Here is an 18,969-nt window from a genome sequence, read left to right on the forward strand (position 1 = left end):
TCCACCCGGCGGTGCGCGGTCCTCTCCGGGGCTACGATTGCACCGGGGTTTGTCAGACCCCGGCGTCGGCTCTCCCGAAAGACGACCCGCGGACTGCTCGTCACAGTCCCCGTGCGGCGGGAGGATCCCCGCTCACACTACCGAGCCCTCGCTCCTGCCCGCTGCACCGAGGGTTACGCCCCTCCTCGTGTCCTGCAGCGAACGGGTCGGAAGATAGCACAGCTTCGCAGAGCGAGGATCTAATTGTCGATTCTTTCGGATGAACAGGAGACAATACCAAGCGGAACAAGGGCTTGGCGGACGCGAAAGCGAGGATGCGGAAAGGCATTTGCGAGGATTGAATTGCAAACCTCTGCCCGCACCCTCCTCAAACCGTCATCGCACGGTCGAGCCGTGTGATGACGGGAGAGAGCGAAAGGAAGGGAAGAGCATCGAAAGAGGCCTGCCGCAAGGCGGACCGTCCGATGAATTCGTCATGGAACCGCAGAGCGCTTCCGGGCCTTCCTAGATCGGGCATGATTTGCCCGACGCCTTGGCATACAGCCGACGGCGATCGACCGACTCCGAAAGATAGGACCCAGTCATGAGCGCCATCGTACATCTCGCTATTCCGGCGGGCGACCTGGACCGCACCGTCAAATTCTACACCGACGTTCTGGGCTGCACGCTCGGAAACGGCGAAGCGGGCCGCTGGGTCGATGTCGATTTCTGGGGCAACGAGCTGACGCTCCACCAGAGCGAGGAACGTCTGCCGACGGTGCGCCACGACGTCGACATGGGCGCCGTGCTGGTGCCGCATTTCGGCATCCATCTGAGCCAGGACGACTTCGACGCCGTCAAGGACCGCATCGCCGAAGCCGGTCTAAACTATATCGACGAACCCTATCGCCGCTTCGAAGGCGATAAATACGAGCAGGAAACCTTCTTCATCGCCGATCCGAACCAGAACGTTCTGGAAATCAAGAGCATGGTGAACCCGCACGTGCTGTTCGACAAGGACTGAACGGGTCGCGATCGTCCGCCTGGCGGCGGGCTTTCTGAGACGCAAATCCGTGGGGCAAGTCTCAGTACTCCGTATAGCCCCCGCCCTCGTCGCTCGCCAGATTGCCGAACTTGGTCAGCTCCGGCGTGAAGCTCAGCATGACCGTGCCGATGGGGCCGTGGCGTTGTTTCTGGATCAGGACTTCGGCCTTGCCGACGGCGTTGTCCATCTTGGTCTGCCACTTCATCACGGCTTCCGGATCGTCCTCGTCGGGCTGTTCGCGGGCGAGATAGTATTCGTCGCGGTAGATGAACATGACCACGTCGGCGTCTTGCTCGATGGAGCCGGATTCGCGCAGGTCCGAGAGCTGCGGGCGCTTGTCGTCGCGTTGTTCGACCTGGCGCGAGAGCTGGGCGAGGGCGAGGACGGGAACATTGAGTTCCTTGGCCAACGCCTTGAGACCTTGGGTGATCATGGTCACTTCCTGCACCCGGTTGGTCGACGAGTTCATCATCGCCCCGCCGGTCAGCAGCTGCAGATAGTCCACCACGATCAGGTCGAGCCCCTGCATCCGTTTCAGGCGCCGCGCCCGGGCCGCCATGGCGCCGATGGACAGCCCGCCCGTATCGTCGATGTGGAGCGGGATGCGGCTGATCTCGTCGGCGGCGTCGCGCAAGTGCTCATATTGTTCGGGATTGATCTCGCCGCGGCGGATGCGGTGGGACGGCACGGCGCTGTGTTCGGCCAGCAGGCGCGTGGCGAGCTGTTCGCTGCTCATCTCCAGCGAATAGACGCCGACCACGCCGCCATTGATGGTCTTCTCGACGCCGTTCTCGTCCGTTTCCGTCTTGTGGTTCTTGGCGACGTGGAAGGCGATGTTGAGCGCGAGCGACGACTTGCCCATGGACGGGCGGCCCGCCAGGATCAGCAGATCGGATTTATGCATCCCGCCCAGCTGCGCGTCGAGGTCTTGCAGGCCCGTCGCGATGCCCGACAGCTGGCCTTTGCGCTGATAGGCGGCGGTGGCCATTTCGATAGAATCGATCAGTGCGTCCTCGAACGACACGAAACCGGTCTGCGTGCCGCCGATCTCGGCCAAATTGTAGAGCTGCATCTCCGCCTGCTGGATCTGGGCGGATGCGTCCTCCTCGCTGTTCTGGTCCTTGGCCGTCTCCTTCATGGTGTCGCCTAGGCGGATCAGCTCCCGCCGCATCGCCATGTCGAAGATCAGCCGCGCATATTCCGGCGCGGTCGAGCCGGGCGGGGCCTGCTCCAGCAACAAAGCGAGATATTCCACGCCGCCGATGTCCGCCAGCGTGTCGTCTGCCGCGAAGCGGTTCTTCAGCACGATGGCGTCGGCCAGCTTGCCATGCTCGATCAGGCTCGCCATGGCGCGGTAGATGTTCACATGCAGCGGATTGTAGAAGTGCTTGGCTTCGACGATCGAGCTGACGCGGTGGTAGATCTCGTTGTCGTAGAGCAGGGCGCCCAGCAGGGCTTGTTCGGCCTCCATGCTGTGCGGCGTCGTGTCGAGCTCGGCGCCGTAATCGTCCAGCATCGGGTCGTCTGTGGGGAAGTCCTCGGGCATGTCGAGCGGCTGGGTCATTCAGGCTTAGTGTCACGACTCGCGGGCCGAGTCCGGGTCATGACGATAGAACGAAAGCGGAACATCGCGCTATACATTTCCACAGCGCTCGGATAGTGGGGATAGTGGGGACAAGTGCTGTCCGCCTACAGGATAATCCATGGCTTCCACTCGCCGCATCATCGGGTTCGACCCGTCGCTCGTCGCTTGCGGCTGGGGCGTGATCGACGTGCAAGGGTCCAAGATGCGCCATGTCGCGCACGGCGTGATCCGCCCGCCGCGCAAGGAGCCATTGGCCAGCCGTTTGTCCTTTCTGTTCGATGCGTGCAGCGAAGCCATAGCGGCGCACAGTCCCAGCGAAGCTGGAGTGGAAGAAGCCTTCATGAAGGACAATGCGATGAGCGCGCTGAAACTCGGGCAGGCGCGGGCGGCCTGCATCCTAGCGGCGACGCAGTCCGGCCTGGTCGTGGGCGAATACGCCGCGCGCCTGGTCAAGAAGTCCGTCGTCGGCACGGGCGCCGCCGACAAGGCGCAAGTGGCCCACATGATGAACCTGCTGCTGCCCGGCGCGAACGTCGCGGCGGGAGACGCGGCGGATGCGCTGGCGATCGCGATCACGCATGCCAATCATTGCGGCGGACTTTGACAAGTCGGCAGCGCCCGCCGATAGTCAAGCATGCGATATCTGGCCATAATCTTGGCCGCAGCCCTCGCGGCGTGCGGTGCGACCGACGAAACGGATCGGCTTCGGCAGGCGGAACGGCCGGTGTCGGAGTGCCCTTCGCTTGGCAATGTCGGGACCTTCATGTCGGAGACGGAGGCCCGCCTCGTCATCGTCGGCGAGCTGCACGGCACGGAGCAGGGGCCGCGATTGATCGGGAACATGGTCTGCCACGCCTTGGCGAGCGGCAAATCGGTGGCCGTCGGACTGGAACTCCCCGGCGACGACGGCCGGTTGGATGCCTATCTGGAAAGCCCGGGCGGTCCATCGGATATCGACGCTTTCACGCGGGACTCGCGTTGGCGGGCCGAACAGCAGGATGGCCGCCGCAGCCGCGCCAAGTTCGATCTCATCGAAACGTTGCGCGCTTTCCGGGCCGAGGGCCATCGGCTTTCGGTCTTCGGCTTCGTGTCGAATTTCGATGCCTCACCCTATCTGAACGCGGACCGGAACGCGCTCGCCGACCAGGACGGTTACGCGGAAGCGCATGAAGCCAACATGGCGCGGAACATCGTGTCGGGCCTGCAAGACGCCGATCTGACGATCGTCCTGGTCGGCAGTGTGCACGGATGTGAAGGCCGGATGGAGCGGGACGGCCGCGATTACAGGCTGATGTCGGATTTCATCGATGTGCCTGGCACTGTAAGACTGCTCACGACCTACGCGACGGGAACGGCGTGGAATTGCAGAGGCGGCGTTTGCGGTCCATCGACGGCGGAAGGCCAGGATGCAACCGAGGCGGCCCCGTTCATGATCGACCTGACCCGGCAACCCGAATTCATATGCGATTACGACGGCGCGGTGACGCTCGGCCCGATCAGCGCGTCCGAGCCTTTCGCCAGTGCGGATGTGCCTTAGGCTATTTGCGCGGGGGCAGATACTCGCAGCAGACCGTCGTCGGCGGTGCGGGAACGGGGGCGGGCGCCGGGGCGGGGACTTCGATGTAGACCGGCTTTTCGACGATCTTTTCCACTTCGACGATTTTCTCGACCTCGACGATCTTTTCGACGGGGCGGTCGACATAGACGGTCTGGACCTGTGGCGGCGGGGCGAAGCAGCAATCGGCAGGCAGGGCGACCGGGGCGCAGGTCACCGGGCCGCAAACGTCGTAGCCGTAACCTGCGACAGGTCCGCCGCCATAACGGTCGCTGACCGCGCCGCCATAGGCGCAACCGCCGAGCCAGAGCGCGCCTGCGAGGGCGAGCGGGACGTGTTTGAACCTTGCGAGCCTGATCATGGACGGCACCCTGCCGCGCGGACCTTAAAATTTCGATAAATGCACGTCCTGCCGCCGCGCTTTTGCGGTCCGGTCCCGGGCGACGATATGCTAGGGCCGACGGCGAATCGGGATCGGAAGACCAAGAATGATCGGCCAAGAATGATCGGAATGTTGAGCGGCACCTGCCTGATGGCGGGGCAGACATCGTCGGGGGGCGAGGCCATCGTCGATTGCGGCGGGGTCGGCTATCTGGTGCGCTGCGGCGTGCGGGCCTTGCGCGAGATGAGCGAAGGCGCACCCGTGCGCCTGCATGTCGAAACCCATGTGCGCGAGCAGGCGATCACCCTGTTCGGTTTCACGAACGAAGAGGAACGGGCCTGGTTCGAGCGGCTGCAGGCGGTGCAGGGCGTCGGGCCGAAGGCGGCGCTGGCGATCCTGGACATCCTGACGCCGGGCGAGGTAATGAGCGCGGCGGCGTTGGAGGACAAGACGGCCTTCTCGCGTGCCTCCGGCGTCGGTCCGAAGCTCGCCGCTCGGATCGCGACGGAACTGTCCGGCAAACCGCCCCCGGTCGGGCGCGGCTTCACCTCCGCCTTCACCGCGCCGAGCGCGGACGCAGTGGACGGCGCCACCCGCAACGAAGGCCTGTCGGACATGCGTCTGCGCAACGACGCGGTCAGCGCGCTGGTCAATCTCGGGATCGGGCAGAGCGAGGCCTTGCGGGCGGTGGCGGAGAGCTACGGGACGTTCGCGGACGATCCGCCGCTGGACGATCTGGTGCGGTCGGCGTTGAAGAAACTGGGGTCTTAAGGATGCGCTTCGCGCAACAGATTTCGGTGTCCCCCTCCGCCTCACTGCGTTCGGCACCTCCCCCTTGCGGGGGAGGAACTTGGGTCTGTTCCTCCCCCGCAAGGGGGAGGTGGCCGGGGCGCGTGAGCGCACCGGTCGGAGGGGGACACCAGAATGGTGCCGCCGCAGGCGTCCCCTCATGAACGACCGCCTCACATCCGCCGACACGCAAGCGGGCGATGTCCGCGACCGGGCGCTGCGGCCGCTGTCGTTCGCCGATTTCCGCGGGCAACAGGCGGCGATCGCGAACCTGAAGGTCTATGTCGAGGCCGCCCGTCGCCGGGGCGAGCCGCTCGACCATCTGCTGCTGTCGGGACCGCCCGGTCTCGGCAAGACGACGCTCTCCCAGATCGTGGCGCGCGAACTCGGCGTGAACTTTCGCGCCACGTCCGGTCCGATCATTTCCAAGGCCGGCGATCTGGCCGCGCTGCTGACCAATCTGGAACCCAACGACGTTCTGTTCATCGATGAGATCCACCGCTTGAACCCGGTCGTGGAGGAAGTGCTCTATCCCGCCATGGAGGATTACGAACTCGACCTCATCATCGGGGAGGGACCGGCGGCGCGGTCGATCAAGATCGATCTGTCGCCGTTCACCCTGATCGGCGCGACGACGCGCGCCGGGCTGCTGGCCACGCCCTTGAGGGACCGGTTCGGCATTCCGGTGCGGCTGGAATTCTACTCCAAGGCGGACTTGACCGACATCGTCGCGCGGGCGGCGAGCAAGCTCGGGATGGAGATGACGGCCGACGGCGCGGCCGAAATCGCCGGGCGTGCGCGGGGAACGCCGCGCGTGGCCGGGCGGCTGCTCCGGCGCGTGCGCGACCTGACCGAACATGAAGGCATTGCCGTCGTGGACGCGGTCGCGGCCGATGCCGCCCTGACCAAGCTGGGCGTCGATCACCTCGGGCTCGACTCCCAGGACATGCGGTATCTGCGCGCCTTGTGCGAAATGTTCGGCGGCGGGCCGGTCGGGGTGGAAACGCTGGGCGCGGCGCTGGCCGAAGCGCGCGACGCGCTGGAAGACGTGGTCGAGCCCTATCTGATCCAGCAGGGGTTCCTGATGCGCACGCCGCGCGGCCGCGTCGCGACCCCGCGGGCCTACGCCCATATCGGATTGCCGGCCCCGGCCAGCGTGCCGACGGGCGATCTGTTCGAAGGCGGGAGCGATGACTGAGGCACCTCCGCCCGACGATCCGCCGCCCGGATTCCTGCGCCGGACCGTGGCCCCGGCCGTGGCGATCATGATCCTCTACGCGTCTATCCGCGCCCTGCCGCCCTTGCTGGTCGGCCAGGCGCCGCCCATCGACGGCGGCGACCTGCTGGAGGTTTTCGTGATCAGCCTTGCGGTCTTCTCTGTCCTGGGACTGGTGCGCGATTATCGCGGCAAGCGCGGAAGGAACGACGAATGAGGACCGAAGACGCCGCCATTCCGGACCGCGACCGTCCGCCGCTCGGCTATTTCGAAGGCCGCGAACACCGGTTTCCGATCCGGGTCTTCTACGAGGACACGGACTTTTCCGGCGTGGTCTATTACGCCAACTATCTGCGGTTTCTGGAACGCGCCCGGTCCAGCTTCTTCCGTTTGGCCGGGATCGGCCACGCCGAACTGCTGGAACGCGATCCGCCGCTGGCCTTCGTCATCCGCAAGATCAATCTCGACTACCGCAGCAGCGCCCGGATAGACGACGTGCTGTCGGTCGTGACGACATACGACACGTTCAAGGGCGCGCGACTGTTGGTGACTCAGCGTATCGAGCGTGCAGGCGACGTCATCCTGACGGCCGATAGCGAAGCGGCCTGCATCGACCTGGACGGCCGCCCGCGACGCGCGCCCAAGGACATGATGGAGAAGTTGAAGCCGTTTCTGCTCTGAGACACACAATCAACGACATAGTGGGGCTATCGTCATGATCGAAGGATTCGACTGGCAACCCGTGCTGATCGCGGCGATCGCCGTTCTCAGCATGGTCAACGGATTATCCGTTCTGCAAAACTACCGGGCGGACCGCGCCGACATCCGCATCGCACCCGTCTTCGACGACGACTGGATGTTCTGGAGCGAACTGGTCGACGAAACGGCGCCGGAGCCGATCCGGCGCTATGTCGCGATCGGCTATCTGGCGCGCACCAATTTCGGGCGGCGGACGACATCCATCGCCGACACGCAATTGAAACTCCGGCTCCGCAACCGCAAGACGGTGCAGTCCTTCCTGTTCGATGTGTCTCCGCCCGAAACCGTGATTTCGAACGCGGACAGCCGGCCGCTGCCCGTCATCAAACCCGGCCCGGACCCGTTCGACTTCCGCCCGTTGCTGCAACCGGGCCAGGCGTCCGCCGGGATCCATTGTTTCCTGTTCGGTACATACGGATCGGACGAATGGTCCCCGAAGACGCAAGAGGGACGCCTGACCGCGACGGTGGAACTGGAAAACGGGTTCGGCCAGTGTTTCCGTTCCGATGTCGTGTTCCGCCATGTCGCGTTCGCGGATCTCGAAGCGCTTTTCCCGTCGCTGAAAGGGTTCATGATAAAGAATCTGGAAGTCGGCGAGTCATGACCCGTGACGCCCTACATCTTTTGCCGCCCGGCTTTCAGGCCGGGACCGAACGCCAATATTGTCCCGAATGCGCCGAAATTTGGGGGCTGCTCGGCTACTACCCCGCTTTGCGGGAGACGCTCCGCATCGTCCATGAAGGCTTGTCGCATCCGCGCTCCGGTCTGGTGGCAGCGTTGGGGGTGGGGACATGGAATTGTCCAACCCTTGTGCTGCACGGCGAAAGCCCGGACGGGCCGGGGGTGAGCCTAGCGTCCGGAACGCGTTATGTCGGCAATGCGCGGGATATCGCACAGTACTGGTCGGCCGTGCACGGAACGGCATTGCCGCGGTAGGCGGTTTGCCCTCCTTGAGGCGCATGGCGCATGGCGCATTTCGCTGCAGTGGCGCCGCGAGGGCCTTCCGGGTGATGCCCGGAACCCTGTCAGAGAGATCATCACATCGACGCGATCACTCTGCGGGATCATGAAGGGACATGGTGGGCGATGCTGGGATTGAACCAGCGACCCCTGCCGTGTGAAGGCAGTGCTCTCCCGCTGAGCTAATCGCCCGTAAGACCAAGTCCTGCGAAGCCGCGGTCTTTAACGCTGTGTCCGCGGAAATCAAGCGCGCCGTCGCATTTCGAAAAACCGCGACCGCTGCGCGCAAACTGTCTCCCATTTGCAACAGTTCGAGGGCAAACTCCGTCACAAGCGTGTTACAAACGGAAAGACGACGTGAAAATTTCGTTTAAACAGCTATGTTAGGTCCGCCGGATCGGCAGGAGGGGACACATATGCCGGGTCCGGGCTGTCCTTGACGCATCTTTCCTTCTTTCCGACCGCTACAGACTGAGCCGTCCGGCTCGTCCCAAGAGAGAGTTTTATGACCGAGCCGACGCCCACCGCTCGCAGCATCCCGCTCAGGCATGGCGATTTCCCCACTTTGACCGCGGCGCTCGACTATGCGGCGACGGGCGATACGGGGTTCAACTATTTCGACGGCCGCGGCCGTCTGACCACCAGCCTGCCCTATGCAGAGCTGCGAGACCGCGCCATGGACCTGGCGCTCCGCCTCGTGGGTTTTGCGCCCAAGGATTCGCGTATCGGTCTGGCGGCGGTGTCCACACCGGATTTCGCCGTGCTGTTTTTCGCCTGCCAGTATGCCGGCCTGGTTCCGGCGCCGGTGCCGCTGCCCGTCACGCTGGGCGGCCGGTCGTCCTATGAACGCCAGCTGGAGCGCATGGCCGATACGGGCGACTTCTTCGCCTTGTTCGCCCCGGAGTCGATGGAGCCGATCATGAGTTCGGCGCTGAACGACACGGCCACGCCGGTCATCACCTTCGAGGCGGTGCAGGATCTGCCCAAGGGCGACGCGCTGCGCCCCTTCGGCGACGACGATCTGTGCTACATCCAGTATTCGTCCGGGTCGACCTCGTCGCCCAAGGGCATTCTCGGGTCCCAGGCCTCTGTCTCGGCCAATTGTCACGGCATCACTAAACACGGTTTGCAAGTGAACGAGACGGACCGGGCCACCTCCTGGCTTCCGCTCTATCACGATATGGGGCTGATCGGTTTCATGATCGCGCCGATGATGGCGCAATTGTCGGTCGATTACATGGACCCGACGGACTTCACCCGCCGTCCCATCACCTGGCTGCAGCTGATCTCGGACAATCGCGGCACGCTCTCCTATTCGCCGACCTTCGGTTACGAGCTCTGCGTGCGCCGCTGGCGCGACGACCGCGATCTGGACCTGTCCTGTTGGCGGGCGGCCGGGATCGGCGGCGACATGGTGCGGCCCGAGCCCTTGACGGAATTTTCCCAGACCTTCGGCCCGATGGGTTTCACCGGATCCGCATTCACCCCGTCCTACGGCATGGCCGAGACGACCCTCGCGGCCACATTCGCCCCGCTGGGCCAGGGGCTGGTCAAGCACACGATCGACATGCGCCATTACGAGACCACGTCGAATGCCGTGGCGGCCACAGATCTGACCCCGCCCGCGGACACACGGACTTTCGTCGCGTGCGGCGTCAAGCTGCCCGGTCACGACATCGAAATCCGCGATGCCGACAATGCGGTGCTCGGCGAGGATCATGTCGGTCGCATCTGCCTCAAGGGACCGTCTCTCTCGCCCGGCTATTTCCGCAACAGCCAAGCGACGGAGGCGGCATTCTCACGCGACGGCTGGCTCGATACGGGCGATCTGGGCTATTGGCATGACGGGCAGCTGATCGTCACCGGCCGCCACAAGGACCTCATCCTCTATCACGGCCGCAATATCTGGCCCCAGGACATCGAATGGGCCGCCCAAGCCGCGGCGCCGCATCGGTGCGGCCGGGCGTGTGCGTTTTCCGTAGGCGGGGCGGGCGACGAGAAGACCATCATGCTGCTCCTCGAATGCCGCACGCGGGACGACAAGCTGCTGCAGGAGATCGAAAAGGCTGTCTCGGCGGCGATCCGCCTGGAAGTCGGCGTGCCGGTGCAGCTCATGCTCGTGCCCAAATCGACCATGATCATCACCTCGTCGGGCAAGCTGTCTCGCGCGCGCGTGAAACAGAAATATCTCGACGGCGGCATTATCGACCTGCAGGCGCCGACGCCGCTTCGCGCCGTGGAAGCGCAAGGCTGATCCGACTGCCTTTGCGGCACGATCGTGCCGCTTCGATGGCTGGACGGCCCGCCACCAGCTTGTTAACGGCCCGGCCCATCAGGACATTGAGTCCATCGAAAGAGCCGCATGCCGACCGACCAGCAAATCTACGACAAGATCTGCGAGCTATTGAAGCCGTACAACGTCAAGAACAAACCCATCCTCCGGACGTCGGGCATCATGTCCGATCTGGAAGTCGACTCCACGGCGGTGTTCGACCTCATCATGGAACTGGAGGATTTCTTCGACATTTCCATTCCCATGGAGGTCATCAGCGACGTCAAGACGGTCGGCGAACTCGTGCTCGCCATCCAGGAACTGCTGAACCAATGAGCGGAACCGGCGGCGCGGACGTCTCGGCCAAGCCTGGCCTGTCGATCTTCAGCAAGTACGAACCGCTGCGCGAGCGGGCGAGCGTATTGAACAAGCTCGGCATCGATCCGTTCAACATGACGTTCGACGACATCATGGGCCCGACCCGCGGGCGGATCGGCAACCGCGAGATCATCCTGGCCGGGACGAACAACTATCTAGGCCTGACCTATGACGCGGGCGCGCGGGCGGCCGCCAAGGATGCGATCGACCGGCACGGCACAGGCACGACCGGATCGCGCATCGCCAACGGATCCTATGTCGAACATGCCCGGCTGGAGCGCGATCTGGCGGAGCATCTCCGCAAGCCCTCCTGTATCGTCTTTACGACCGGCTACGTCACCAATCTGGCCGCCATGACGGGTCTGGCCGGGCCGGACGATGTGATCTTCATCGACGCCGACGCCCACGCCTGCATCATCGACGGCACGCGTCTGGCCGGGACGACGACGGTGCGCTTCCGGCACAACGATCCGAAAGATCTGGACAAGCGGCTGGGTCGGCAGAAATTCGCGGATGGCGGCCACGCGCTGGTGGTGATCGAAGGCTTGTACTCCATGTTCGGCGACATCGCGCCCATCGACGAATTCGCCGAAGTCTGCGAGCGTCACGGCGCCTATCTCTATGTGGACGAGGCGCACAGCTACGGCGTGTTCGGCGAAGGCGGGCGGGGGATTGCCGAAGACCAAGGCGTGCTCGACAAGATCGACTTCTACAGCGGGACGTTTTCCAAAAGCCTGGCCAGCGTGGGCGGCTTCTGCGCATCCAACCATCCGGAGTTCGAATTGCTGCGCAAGGTCATGCGGCCCTACATGTTCACGGCCTCCGCCGCGCCCGCCAATATCTGCGCTGCGCAAGCGGCTTTGGAGGCGATCAAGTCGCGCCCGGAACTACGCCGCAACATCACGGACCGCGCCGCGCAGCTTCATTCCGGCCTCGCGGACATGGAGTTCGACCTCTGCGCGCCCGCCAGCCCGGTCATCGCCGTGCGCCGCCCCAATGAAGCGCAGGCCGCGATGGAGTGGAACTGGCTGTTGCAGGAGGGGGTCTATGTCAATCTGGCCGTCCCGCCCGGCACGCCGCAAAGTTCCAGCTTGCTGCGCATCAGTGTCTCTGCCGCGCATACGGAAGAGGATGTGAGGGCCATACTCGCGAAGTTCCGCGCCTTGAAGGACAATAGTGCCGAGCTGATGAACGAGATGATGCGCCGGATGCAAGCATCGGAGTAGGGCGCTCGGTTGCGAAGGCGGTCTTTCCTCGCCGTCATAACGACACGCCCGAGCGGTTCAGCCGAACGCGCCGCGTCGCCATAGCTTCCACCCCAGAATTGGGCTCCACAGGACCGGATGGCGTCGCTGAGCGTCCGTGACTTCCAGCGATACGCCGGAATGGCGTTCCACCTTCCGCAGGACGTAGTCGAGTCCGCCGTCGAAGGTCGCGGCGCTGTTGACAACGCGCAGAGCCGCGACCGGGCGGCCGATCAGACGGCGCAGGGTCCATCGGAGAGATGAGCCTTCGCCGGAGACGTCCTGCACATCGTAAAGACCGTCACGGGCCGGGCCGAACAGGGCCGCGCTGACGGCTTCGTAGCGGTCCAGATATCGCGCGACGATTTCGCGGGCGCGACCATCGTCGCTCTCGGGTCGCAGCTCCGTGCGGTAGCTCTCGAAAAACGCCCGGCTCCAGAACTCCGACGCGCTGGCCGGGGTGTCGAATAGGGGCGATGTCTCGCCGGCCAGCTTGCGCACCGCATCCGCGCGGGCCTCGCCGATGCGGCGTTCAACGTCCGCATCCGCGGCGCCGAGCAAGGCGCAAGGTTGGCTGAACCGGCCCCAGAGCTGGCTGAGAAAGCCATCGGCGCAACGTCGTTCGAATTCGCTCAAGCTGATGATCGAATATTTGCAGGTCGAAAGAATGCCGTTTTCTTCGTGCTCCAGATAATAGACGGCGGGCGGAATCAGGCGATTGGTCAGGGCGCGCCATCCAAAACCGTGCGTTTTCCGGTAACTGTCCACCAATACGTAGAAATCGAGCATCTTTTCCGGATCGTCCAGGTCGCGCAGGGACGAGCCGTAATAGACGAAACCCAGCACGCGGTCCGGATGGCGAACGCGAATGGCGTCCATGACGGCGTGGACCCGGGCGGGCGGGTCGAGCCGTTCCGAGCGGATGAGGTCCAGGAGCGCGTCCGGTTCGGGACCGTTCATCGGCGGATGGTGACGGGGCGGCTGACCGAGAGGGAGAAGCGGTCCGACGGCATGTCCAACGGTTCGCCGTCCATCATGACGGGTCCGCTGTAATCGAAGGCGGCGCCATCCGTGTTCCAGCTATGGAAGCCGTCCGGCGTGCGGTCCTTGCCCTTGAAACCGACCCAGACCTCTGCGATGTGGCGGTGCAGGCGCGACGCGTCGCCGTCCACATATGTCAGGCGCAGGGGTTCGTCCCCGTCGCCCCAGAACGGGTCGAGGCCCATGGTCACGGACGGCAGCGTCGTCGCGACCGTGCCGAGATGCGGTCCGGCCAGCGTTTCGCCGTTCAAGCGGAGCACGCAATCGGTCGGCGGCATCAGCGTGTCGCGTTCGCCCAGCACGGCCTTGACGATGCTGCCGAACACGGCGGCCGAACCGCCAATGCCCCGCGCATGCAGTTCGTTCTTGGCGTAATCCGTCACCATGGGCAGCGCCCCGGTCGAGAACAGGAAACCGTACTGGTCCGGCACGCCGTCGCAAGACAGGCGGATCATGCGTGTCTGCAAGGCCTTGGGGTCGTCATGGATGGTCTTCAATCCGGACCGGCCGACGTTTTTCATGCCGATGATCTTGGCGATCTGGTTCGTCATGCCGCCCGACGCAATGGCGAAATCCGGCAGAGGTCTGTCGTCGCCGACTTGCCGCATGACCTCGCTCATGACGCATTGGACCGTGCCGTCCCCGCCTTCGATCACGATCAAGTCCGATGTGTCCAGCGCGGCTTCGACCTGGGCGGGCAGGGATTCGAACAAGGCGAGGTCGAAGACGCGCGCATCGTGATCCTCGGCATGGTTGGCCAGGCGGGAGCCCTTCTTGCCGACCCGCTCGGAATGGGGATTGATGAAGAGGGACGCGGTCATGGCGGGCCTATAGCGCTTCGGTTCGGGTCAGGAGAAACGCCGCGAGCAGCCCGAATGCGAGCAGCGGCATGGCGATGGCCGGCGTCACCGCGATACCCCCCGAGGCCGCAAACGTCGCCATGGCCCCGTCGATGATGAGGAAGACGAAGCCCAGCGTAATGCCCAGGATCAGCGTCCTGTCGCCCGTATCCTCTCGCCCCGTGCGCTGCATCAGGGCGGCGCAGGCGATCAGCAGAATGATCGCCGCCAGCGGCCGCGTTAGCCTGTGGGCATGCCAGAAGGCATAGGAAAAGGACGGGTTCGCCCCGCTATTGCCGGGCTGCATGAAGTTGCGCATTTCCGCGAGCGACAGGTCGCGCGGTTCGGCGGCCAGCCTCGCGATCGAAGTCGGCGTCTGCGAGGTGGTCCAGATCATCGGACGGTCGATCGTTTCGGCTTCGCGCGGCTCGCCGTTCGCTCCGGCGACTTCGAGCCTGCGCACATCGCTCAGCAGCCATCCATCGCCCCGATAGGTGCCCTTGTCGGCCCAGATGATGGCTTGGACTTCGCCCTTCTCGTCGCGCTGGAAGATTTCGAGATTGGCCAACGTCTCGTAGCTTTCGCGCTCGGTCGCCTTGACGATGGCGCCACTGTCTTCGAGCCAGAGCGGGTTTTCGGGCGTGATGTTCTTGACCCTGTATTCCCCGATGCCCCAGGCCTGCAAGGCGCGCACGGCCGGGGCCATCGTGTAGTCGATCAGCGTGATCGAGGCGAGGGCGGATCCGAACACGACCGGGATCAGCAACAGCACTTGCCGCGTCGCGCTGATGCCGAAACCGAGCAGGGCGACCAGCTCGTGCTGGCGGATCAGCTTCACATAGGTCAGCAATATCGCGACCACGAGGGTGAAGACGAAGATCCGGTCGAAGATGACCGGCGCGCGCAGGCCCATATATTTGAACGTGCCGCGGAAACTTTCGCCGCTGGCGACGATGTCGGCCCCGTTCGCCAGACTGTCGAGCAGGCCGATCAGGACCAGGAAGCCGAAGACGACGGTCAACCAGGTGATCAGGAAGGAGCGTGACAGATAGGCGGCGAACTTAAGCACGGTGCGCCTCCGCCGTGCCGCGAACGCGTTGGCGCATACTGCGCCATGCCGTCCGGACCTGTCCATTGGCGTGAGACAGCCATTGGGCAAAGGATGTCAGCGGCGGCTGCCCCATCTTGAAGGCGCTCTTGTGGAAGATGAACGCCGCGAACAGCGCCAGCAGCGTGACGATTCCCCAGACGCCCAGCCAAGGCGGGATCGTTCCGGCCGCGCCGAGCGATTGGGCGAACTCGAGGCCTTTTTGCAAGGAGACGAGGAAGACGACGCCGACGAATATGCCCGCCGAGGAGGGGTTGCGTCCGTAGTTCAGGCCGAACGGCACGGCGATGAACGGCAGGATGAACAGCATGACGGTCCGGGCGATGCGCAGATGCAATGCCGAATTGTTGGTGTTGCGGTCGATCTCGGTCCGAAGATCGCCGCGCCGGTTCTCGAACAGTTCCGAGGATGTCAGTTCGCGCTCGTCGTTGCCCCGCATGCGGAAGGGCACGATGGTCGCGGCGCCGGCAATGGACATGCCGCCAAAGCCGATATCGTCGGTCAGGCGGCGGTTGTCCTCGACCTGGTAGCCGCGGCCGTCGCCCAGCTGCAGGACCGGCGCGCCCGATTCCTCGCGCACGATCAGTTCGCCCTCATTGGCGGTCGTCAGGCGGAAACCGCTGCGGACGCCGTTCTCATAGGTGTCTTCATAGATGAAGATCGGGCCGATCCCCGCGTCGGGTTTATCCGTGCCCCCGAAATAGGTCCGCGATCCGACCGTCGTGAACATGCCTTCGCGCAGCGCGGCGGTGAATGCCGTCTGTTTCACGGAATTTTCTACGGCGCGGTACTGGTAGCGTCCCAAGGGCTGCAGCCAGCCTTCGATGAGAATGGAAATGACGGCCAGAATGGCGGCGATGGCCAGGAACGGCTTGGTCATGTGCGTCAGCGACACGCCGGCGCCGAGGGCGGCCGTCAGCTCGGACGAGCGCGAAAAGCGGTCCACCGTGATGATCGTGCCCAACATCAGGGCCATCGGCACGGCGATGCCCAGATAATAGGGCAGCAACGAAATGATCATGCTACTGGCGTCCGAAGCCGGTTGCGTCGAAGTCGTCACGACCTCGAATATCCGCAATAATCGCTCGAGCAGAAGCACGCAGCAGGCGAAAACGACCAGCCCGCCAATGGCGATGGACGCCTTTTTGAAAAGATATGTGTTTAGACGGCCCAAGCGATTCCTGCGATCCCCACTTTGATAAACACCGTTCGGCCCCATATCCAGCCCAAGCCGGGCATGAAAGGGTTCATGTTCGGCGGCACTTGTGGGGCCTATGTAAAAGTGATGATCAACGCAAACCTGTCTCACAGGCCCTCAAGCAAATGTGTGAGTGGCGGACGCATACGCCGCAAATGCAGGCGCAGCGCGCTGCTGGTCGCGGCTGGTGTCATGTCCGGCGCGATCGCCTCGCAGGCCGCCGCCGCCAGCGATCCGGAACCCTTATCGGCCATCGGTGCGGAGCGCGGTCTGGAACTCTATGAGCGCGACGCGGCTGATCAATGCGTTCTGGGCCATCATCAAATCCGCGTGACCGTGAAAAACATCACGCGTGAAGGTCTGCTGAAGCTCGAACTGTTCGGCGAACGCAACTTCATGCAGAGCTCCGGCAAGCTGCGCCGGATCCGCGTTCCGGCCGAGGATGGCAGCGTCAAGGTCTGCATCAACGTGGCGGAACCGGGCGAATATGCCGTGGTCGGCTATCACGACCGCGACGGCGACAGGAAGCTCGACAAGAAATGGAACTTCATGCCCAAGGAGCCTTACGGCCTGTCCAACAATCCGGTGATCAAGTCGCTGCGCCTGCCCAAATGGGATGAGACGCGTTTCACCGTGCCGGAAAACGGCGTGGATATCGTCATCAATCTGGTTGACCTGGACTAGCTCCGCCCGCCAAAGCGCCCGCTTCATCCCGACTTCCTGGAAGTGCCGCATGGCGGACGCCCCGATCGACATCGACGTAACGGCCCGGCCCGGCTCGGATTTCCTGGCTCTGCCCTATCGCCTGCATGCAGGCGATCCGGTTTGGCGATCGCCCTTGCGCATGGAACGGCGCGCCCAGCTCGGCCCGCGCAATCCTGCGCGGCGTTTCATAAAGCCCGCCTTCATGGTCGCCCGGCGCTCCGGACAAGCCGTCGGGCGCATCGCGGCCTTCGTCAATGAGGCTCATGACGCACAACACGCGCCGGGCACGGCCTTTTTCGGCTATTTCGACTGCATCGACGATGCGGATGTGGCGGACGCGCTTTTACGCGCTGCCAAGGCATGGGCGCGCGAAAAAGGCTGCCGGACCTTGCGCGGACCCGCCATGTGGAGCGTGAACGAGGAAGTCGGCTTGCTGGTCAACGGGTTCGAACATCCGCCTGCTATCATGATGCCTTACGGACAGCCATTCCAGTTGCAGGCCGTGGAACGCAACGGCTTCGAAAAGGCGATCGACCTCTATGCCTACCAGGCGGATCTGCGGGGCGGCGCGCCCGAAGGGCGTTTGGTCGACGGCTTGAGAGCGAAGGCGCGCGCGGATGACGGGCTGACCTGGCGTTCGCTCGATATGGCCGATTTCATGGGCGATGTGGACCGCGCGCGCGACATCTTCAACGATGCCTGGTCGGACAATTGGGGTTTCATCCCGTTCTCGGACGAACAGTTCGCGCACATGGCCAAGGAAATGAAGCCCATCATGTTCCGGGAGGGGTTTCAGATCGGCTTCGTAGACGGCGAGCCCGCAGCTTTCGTCTGGCTGATCCCGGATGTGAACGAGGCCGTGCGCGATCTTGACGGACGGCTGCTGCCGTTCGGCTGGGCCAAGCTGCTGTGGCGGCTGAAGAGGCGGAAGGTCGCCAAAGGCCGCATTCCCTTGATGGGGTTGAAAAAGGAGTTCCAGAAGGGCCGCCGCGGCGTTGCGCTGACGACGGAAATCTGCTGCGAAGCGTTCGATGCCGGGCAGGCGCAAGGGTTCGAGACGTGCGAGCTGTCCTGGATTCTGGAAGGCAATCGCAGCATGACGGCCATATGCGACCTGGTGGATGCGGAACTCTACAAGACCTATCGCATGGTCGAGGCGGCGCTGTGAGCGTGCGCGTGGTGATCCTGGCCGGGCAACGTCCGGGCCGTGACGCGCTGTGCGAACAGGCCGGCGTCGCCTACAAGGCTGACATCCCCGTCGGCGGCGTGCCCATGGTGGACCGGGTGGCGCACGCCTTGCGCGCGGCCGGACTTCCCGAACCCTTCACCCTGTCGGGCTACCCGGCGGAGCGGGAAGGTTTCGACACGGTGGAAGGCGGATGCGGCCCGGCCGACAGCGCTCTGATGGCCGCGGAGGCCGGCGACTTCCCGGTCCTGCTGACGACATGCGATCACGCCTTGCTGACGCCCGTCATGGTTCGCGATTTCCTGTGCGATGCGGAAGCCTCCGGCGCAGATTTCGCGGTCGGCCTGGCGACGCGCGATCGTATCAGTGCGGCCTACCCGGAAACGAAGCGCACCTACATGGTGTTCAACGATGTCGCGGTCAGCGGCTGCAACCTGTTCTACATCCGCAACAAGGACGGTCTGGGCGCGATCCGCTTTTGGCGCGACGCGCAGCATCTGCGCAAGAAACCGGTGCGGCTGGCCGCCAAGATCGGACCGGCCATCACGCTGCGCTACGTCCTCAAACGCCTCTCCGTATCGGACGCCTTCGATTATGCCAGCCGACGCATCGGGGCACGGGCCGTTCCGGTCCTGCTCGACCATGCCGAAGCCGCAATCGACGTGGACCGGCCGGGTGACCTGGCGCTGGTGGAAGAGATCGTCGCCCGGCGCGGCGAACGGGCCTGA

General features: G+C 64.2%; 21 protein-coding genes and 1 tRNA gene. 15 read left to right on the plus strand and 7 right to left on the minus strand.

Going from position 1 to position 18,969, the window contains the following annotated elements; genetic code table 11:
* Positions 1-583: 583 nt before the first annotated feature.
* The gene (locus tag Q0718_RS00005) at positions 584-1,003 is read left to right on the plus strand and encodes a VOC family protein (protein ID WP_298911645.1); all 420 of its coding nucleotides are present in this window, start codon (positions 584-586) and stop codon (positions 1,001-1,003) included.
* A gap of 61 nt (positions 1,004-1,064) precedes the next feature.
* Here Q0718_RS00005 and Q0718_RS00010 read toward each other — a convergent pair whose 3' ends face one another.
* Positions 1,065-2,588: a replicative DNA helicase gene (locus Q0718_RS00010; protein WP_298911646.1), complete on the minus strand. Its 1,524-nt coding sequence runs from the start codon at positions 2,586-2,588 to the stop codon at positions 1,065-1,067.
* A 139-nt stretch (positions 2,589-2,727) separates the two neighbouring features.
* Here Q0718_RS00010 and ruvC point away from each other — a divergent pair, with 139 nt between their 5' ends.
* A complete protein-coding gene (gene ruvC, locus Q0718_RS00015; RefSeq protein WP_298911647.1) occupies positions 2,728-3,213 on the plus strand; it encodes a crossover junction endodeoxyribonuclease RuvC in 486 nt (161 codons plus the stop codon).
* 51 nt (positions 3,214-3,264) lie between these two features.
* Entirely contained in the window at positions 3,265-4,146 is an 882-nt protein-coding gene (locus Q0718_RS00020) for a hypothetical protein (protein ID WP_298911648.1), read from the plus strand.
* Between the two features lies 1 nt (position 4,147).
* On the opposite strand, the gene Q0718_RS00025 is transcribed toward Q0718_RS00020, so the two are convergent.
* Entirely contained in the window at positions 4,148-4,525 is a 378-nt protein-coding gene (locus Q0718_RS00025) for a hypothetical protein (protein WP_298911649.1), read from the minus strand.
* 141 nt (positions 4,526-4,666) lie between these two features.
* Between Q0718_RS00025 and ruvA the strand changes: the two genes are divergently transcribed.
* From ruvA to Q0718_RS00055, 6 genes are all read left to right on the plus strand, one after another.
* Positions 4,667-5,317, plus strand: coding sequence for a Holliday junction branch migration protein RuvA (ruvA, locus tag Q0718_RS00030; protein ID WP_298911650.1), 651 nt, complete (start codon positions 4,667-4,669; stop codon positions 5,315-5,317).
* 178 nt (positions 5,318-5,495) lie between these two features.
* Positions 5,496-6,533: a Holliday junction branch migration DNA helicase RuvB gene (gene ruvB / locus Q0718_RS00035; protein WP_298911651.1), complete on the plus strand. Its 1,038-nt coding sequence runs from the start codon at positions 5,496-5,498 to the stop codon at positions 6,531-6,533.
* Complete coding sequence (locus Q0718_RS00040; RefSeq protein WP_298911652.1) at positions 6,526-6,768, plus strand: hypothetical protein; 243 nt, start codon at positions 6,526-6,528, stop codon at positions 6,766-6,768. Before ruvB ends, Q0718_RS00040 begins: the two co-directional genes overlap by 8 nt.
* Entirely contained in the window at positions 6,765-7,232 is a 468-nt protein-coding gene (locus Q0718_RS00045) for a YbgC/FadM family acyl-CoA thioesterase (RefSeq protein WP_298911653.1), read from the plus strand. The genes Q0718_RS00040 and Q0718_RS00045 overlap by 4 nt, the downstream gene beginning before the upstream one ends.
* 34 nt (positions 7,233-7,266) lie before the next feature.
* Entirely contained in the window at positions 7,267-7,914 is a 648-nt protein-coding gene (locus Q0718_RS00050) for a hypothetical protein (RefSeq protein WP_298911654.1), read from the plus strand.
* Positions 7,911-8,246 (plus strand): DUF3088 family protein, encoded by a 336-nt coding sequence (locus Q0718_RS00055; protein WP_298911655.1) that lies wholly within the window; start codon positions 7,911-7,913, stop codon positions 8,244-8,246. Before Q0718_RS00050 ends, Q0718_RS00055 begins: the two co-directional genes overlap by 4 nt.
* A gap of 141 nt (positions 8,247-8,387) precedes the next feature.
* Here Q0718_RS00055 and Q0718_RS00060 read toward each other — a convergent pair.
* Positions 8,388-8,462 (minus strand) — tRNA-Val (locus Q0718_RS00060).
* A gap of 313 nt (positions 8,463-8,775) precedes the next feature.
* Here Q0718_RS00060 and Q0718_RS00065 point away from each other — a divergent pair.
* From Q0718_RS00065 to Q0718_RS00075, 3 genes are all read left to right on the plus strand, one after another.
* The gene (locus tag Q0718_RS00065; RefSeq protein ID WP_298911656.1) at positions 8,776-10,524 is read left to right on the plus strand and encodes a fatty acyl-AMP ligase; all 1,749 of its coding nucleotides are present in this window, start codon (positions 8,776-8,778) and stop codon (positions 10,522-10,524) included.
* Positions 10,525-10,632: 108 nt separating this feature from the next.
* Positions 10,633-10,878, plus strand: coding sequence for an acyl carrier protein (locus Q0718_RS00070; protein WP_298911657.1), 246 nt, complete (start codon positions 10,633-10,635; stop codon positions 10,876-10,878).
* Entirely contained in the window at positions 10,875-12,146 is a 1,272-nt protein-coding gene (locus Q0718_RS00075) for an aminotransferase class I/II-fold pyridoxal phosphate-dependent enzyme (protein ID WP_298911658.1), read from the plus strand. Before Q0718_RS00070 ends, Q0718_RS00075 begins: the two co-directional genes overlap by 4 nt.
* A 57-nt stretch (positions 12,147-12,203) precedes the next feature.
* On the opposite strand, the gene Q0718_RS00080 is transcribed toward Q0718_RS00075, so the two are convergent.
* From Q0718_RS00080 to Q0718_RS00095, 4 genes are read right to left on the minus strand one after another with little or no spacing between them, the layout of a single operon-like run.
* Positions 12,204-13,124 carry a hypothetical protein gene (locus tag Q0718_RS00080; protein ID WP_298911659.1) on the minus strand — a complete coding sequence of 307 codons (921 nt, stop codon included), beginning with the start codon at positions 13,122-13,124 and terminating at the stop codon, positions 12,204-12,206.
* Complete coding sequence (locus Q0718_RS00085; RefSeq protein WP_298911660.1) at positions 13,121-14,026, minus strand: diacylglycerol kinase family protein; 906 nt, start codon at positions 14,024-14,026, stop codon at positions 13,121-13,123. The genes Q0718_RS00080 and Q0718_RS00085 overlap by 4 nt, the downstream gene beginning before the upstream one ends.
* A 7-nt stretch (positions 14,027-14,033) precedes the next feature.
* A complete protein-coding gene (locus Q0718_RS00090) occupies positions 14,034-15,113 on the minus strand; it encodes an LptF/LptG family permease (RefSeq protein ID WP_298911661.1) in 1,080 nt (359 codons plus the stop codon).
* Positions 15,106-16,371 carry an LptF/LptG family permease gene (locus tag Q0718_RS00095; RefSeq protein ID WP_298911662.1) on the minus strand — a complete coding sequence of 422 codons (1,266 nt, stop codon included), beginning with the start codon at positions 16,369-16,371 and terminating at the stop codon, positions 15,106-15,108. The genes Q0718_RS00090 and Q0718_RS00095 overlap by 8 nt, the downstream gene beginning before the upstream one ends.
* Before the next feature lie 108 nt (positions 16,372-16,479).
* Between Q0718_RS00095 and Q0718_RS00100 the strand changes: the two genes are divergently transcribed.
* The 3 genes from Q0718_RS00100 to Q0718_RS00110 are packed head-to-tail and all read left to right on the plus strand — an operon-like array spanning position 16,480 to position 18,969.
* Positions 16,480-17,034, plus strand: coding sequence for a DUF2141 domain-containing protein (locus Q0718_RS00100; RefSeq protein ID WP_298911663.1), 555 nt, complete (start codon positions 16,480-16,482; stop codon positions 17,032-17,034).
* Positions 17,035-17,083: 49 nt separating this feature from the next.
* A complete protein-coding gene (locus Q0718_RS00105) occupies positions 17,084-18,223 on the plus strand; it encodes a hypothetical protein (RefSeq protein ID WP_298911664.1) in 1,140 nt (379 codons plus the stop codon).
* Entirely contained in the window at positions 18,220-18,969 is a 750-nt protein-coding gene (locus Q0718_RS00110; protein ID WP_298911665.1) for a nucleotidyltransferase family protein, read from the plus strand. Before Q0718_RS00105 ends, Q0718_RS00110 begins: the two co-directional genes overlap by 4 nt.

The organism is uncultured Algimonas sp. (assembly GCF_947498175.1).
Taxonomy (GTDB): domain Bacteria; phylum Pseudomonadota; class Alphaproteobacteria; order Caulobacterales; family Maricaulaceae; genus Litorimonas.

What these genes read in the sequence shown, in the direction of transcription:
- Q0718_RS00080 (WP_298911659.1), bottom strand. Translation starts at nt 13,124, where the DNA reads ATGAACGGTCCCGAACCGGACGCGCTCCTGGACCTCATCCGCTCGGAA.
- Q0718_RS00025 (WP_298911649.1), bottom strand. Translation starts at nt 4,525, where the DNA reads ATGATCAGGCTCGCAAGGTTCAAACACGTCCCGCTCGCCCTCGCAGGC.
- Q0718_RS00095 (WP_298911662.1), bottom strand. Translation starts at nt 16,371, where the DNA reads ATGGGGCCGAACGGTGTTTATCAAAGTGGGGATCGCAGGAATCGCTTG.
- Q0718_RS00055 (WP_298911655.1), top strand. Translation starts at nt 7,911, where the DNA reads ATGACCCGTGACGCCCTACATCTTTTGCCGCCCGGCTTTCAGGCCGGG.
- ruvC (WP_298911647.1), top strand. Translation starts at nt 2,728, where the DNA reads ATGGCTTCCACTCGCCGCATCATCGGGTTCGACCCGTCGCTCGTCGCT.
- Q0718_RS00085 (WP_298911660.1), bottom strand. Translation starts at nt 14,026, where the DNA reads ATGACCGCGTCCCTCTTCATCAATCCCCATTCCGAGCGGGTCGGCAAG.
- ruvB (WP_298911651.1), top strand. Translation starts at nt 5,496, where the DNA reads ATGAACGACCGCCTCACATCCGCCGACACGCAAGCGGGCGATGTCCGC.
- Q0718_RS00070 (WP_298911657.1), top strand. Translation starts at nt 10,633, where the DNA reads ATGCCGACCGACCAGCAAATCTACGACAAGATCTGCGAGCTATTGAAG.
- Q0718_RS00065 (WP_298911656.1), top strand. Translation starts at nt 8,776, where the DNA reads ATGACCGAGCCGACGCCCACCGCTCGCAGCATCCCGCTCAGGCATGGC.
- Q0718_RS00075 (WP_298911658.1), top strand. Translation starts at nt 10,875, where the DNA reads ATGAGCGGAACCGGCGGCGCGGACGTCTCGGCCAAGCCTGGCCTGTCG.
- Q0718_RS00040 (WP_298911652.1), top strand. Translation starts at nt 6,526, where the DNA reads ATGACTGAGGCACCTCCGCCCGACGATCCGCCGCCCGGATTCCTGCGC.
- Q0718_RS00045 (WP_298911653.1), top strand. Translation starts at nt 6,765, where the DNA reads ATGAGGACCGAAGACGCCGCCATTCCGGACCGCGACCGTCCGCCGCTC.
- Q0718_RS00105 (WP_298911664.1), top strand. Translation starts at nt 17,084, where the DNA reads ATGGCGGACGCCCCGATCGACATCGACGTAACGGCCCGGCCCGGCTCG.
- Q0718_RS00010 (WP_298911646.1), bottom strand. Translation starts at nt 2,588, where the DNA reads ATGACCCAGCCGCTCGACATGCCCGAGGACTTCCCCACAGACGACCCG.
- ruvA (WP_298911650.1), top strand. Translation starts at nt 4,667, where the DNA reads ATGATCGGAATGTTGAGCGGCACCTGCCTGATGGCGGGGCAGACATCG.
- Q0718_RS00050 (WP_298911654.1), top strand. Translation starts at nt 7,267, where the DNA reads ATGATCGAAGGATTCGACTGGCAACCCGTGCTGATCGCGGCGATCGCC.
- Q0718_RS00005 (WP_298911645.1), top strand. Translation starts at nt 584, where the DNA reads ATGAGCGCCATCGTACATCTCGCTATTCCGGCGGGCGACCTGGACCGC.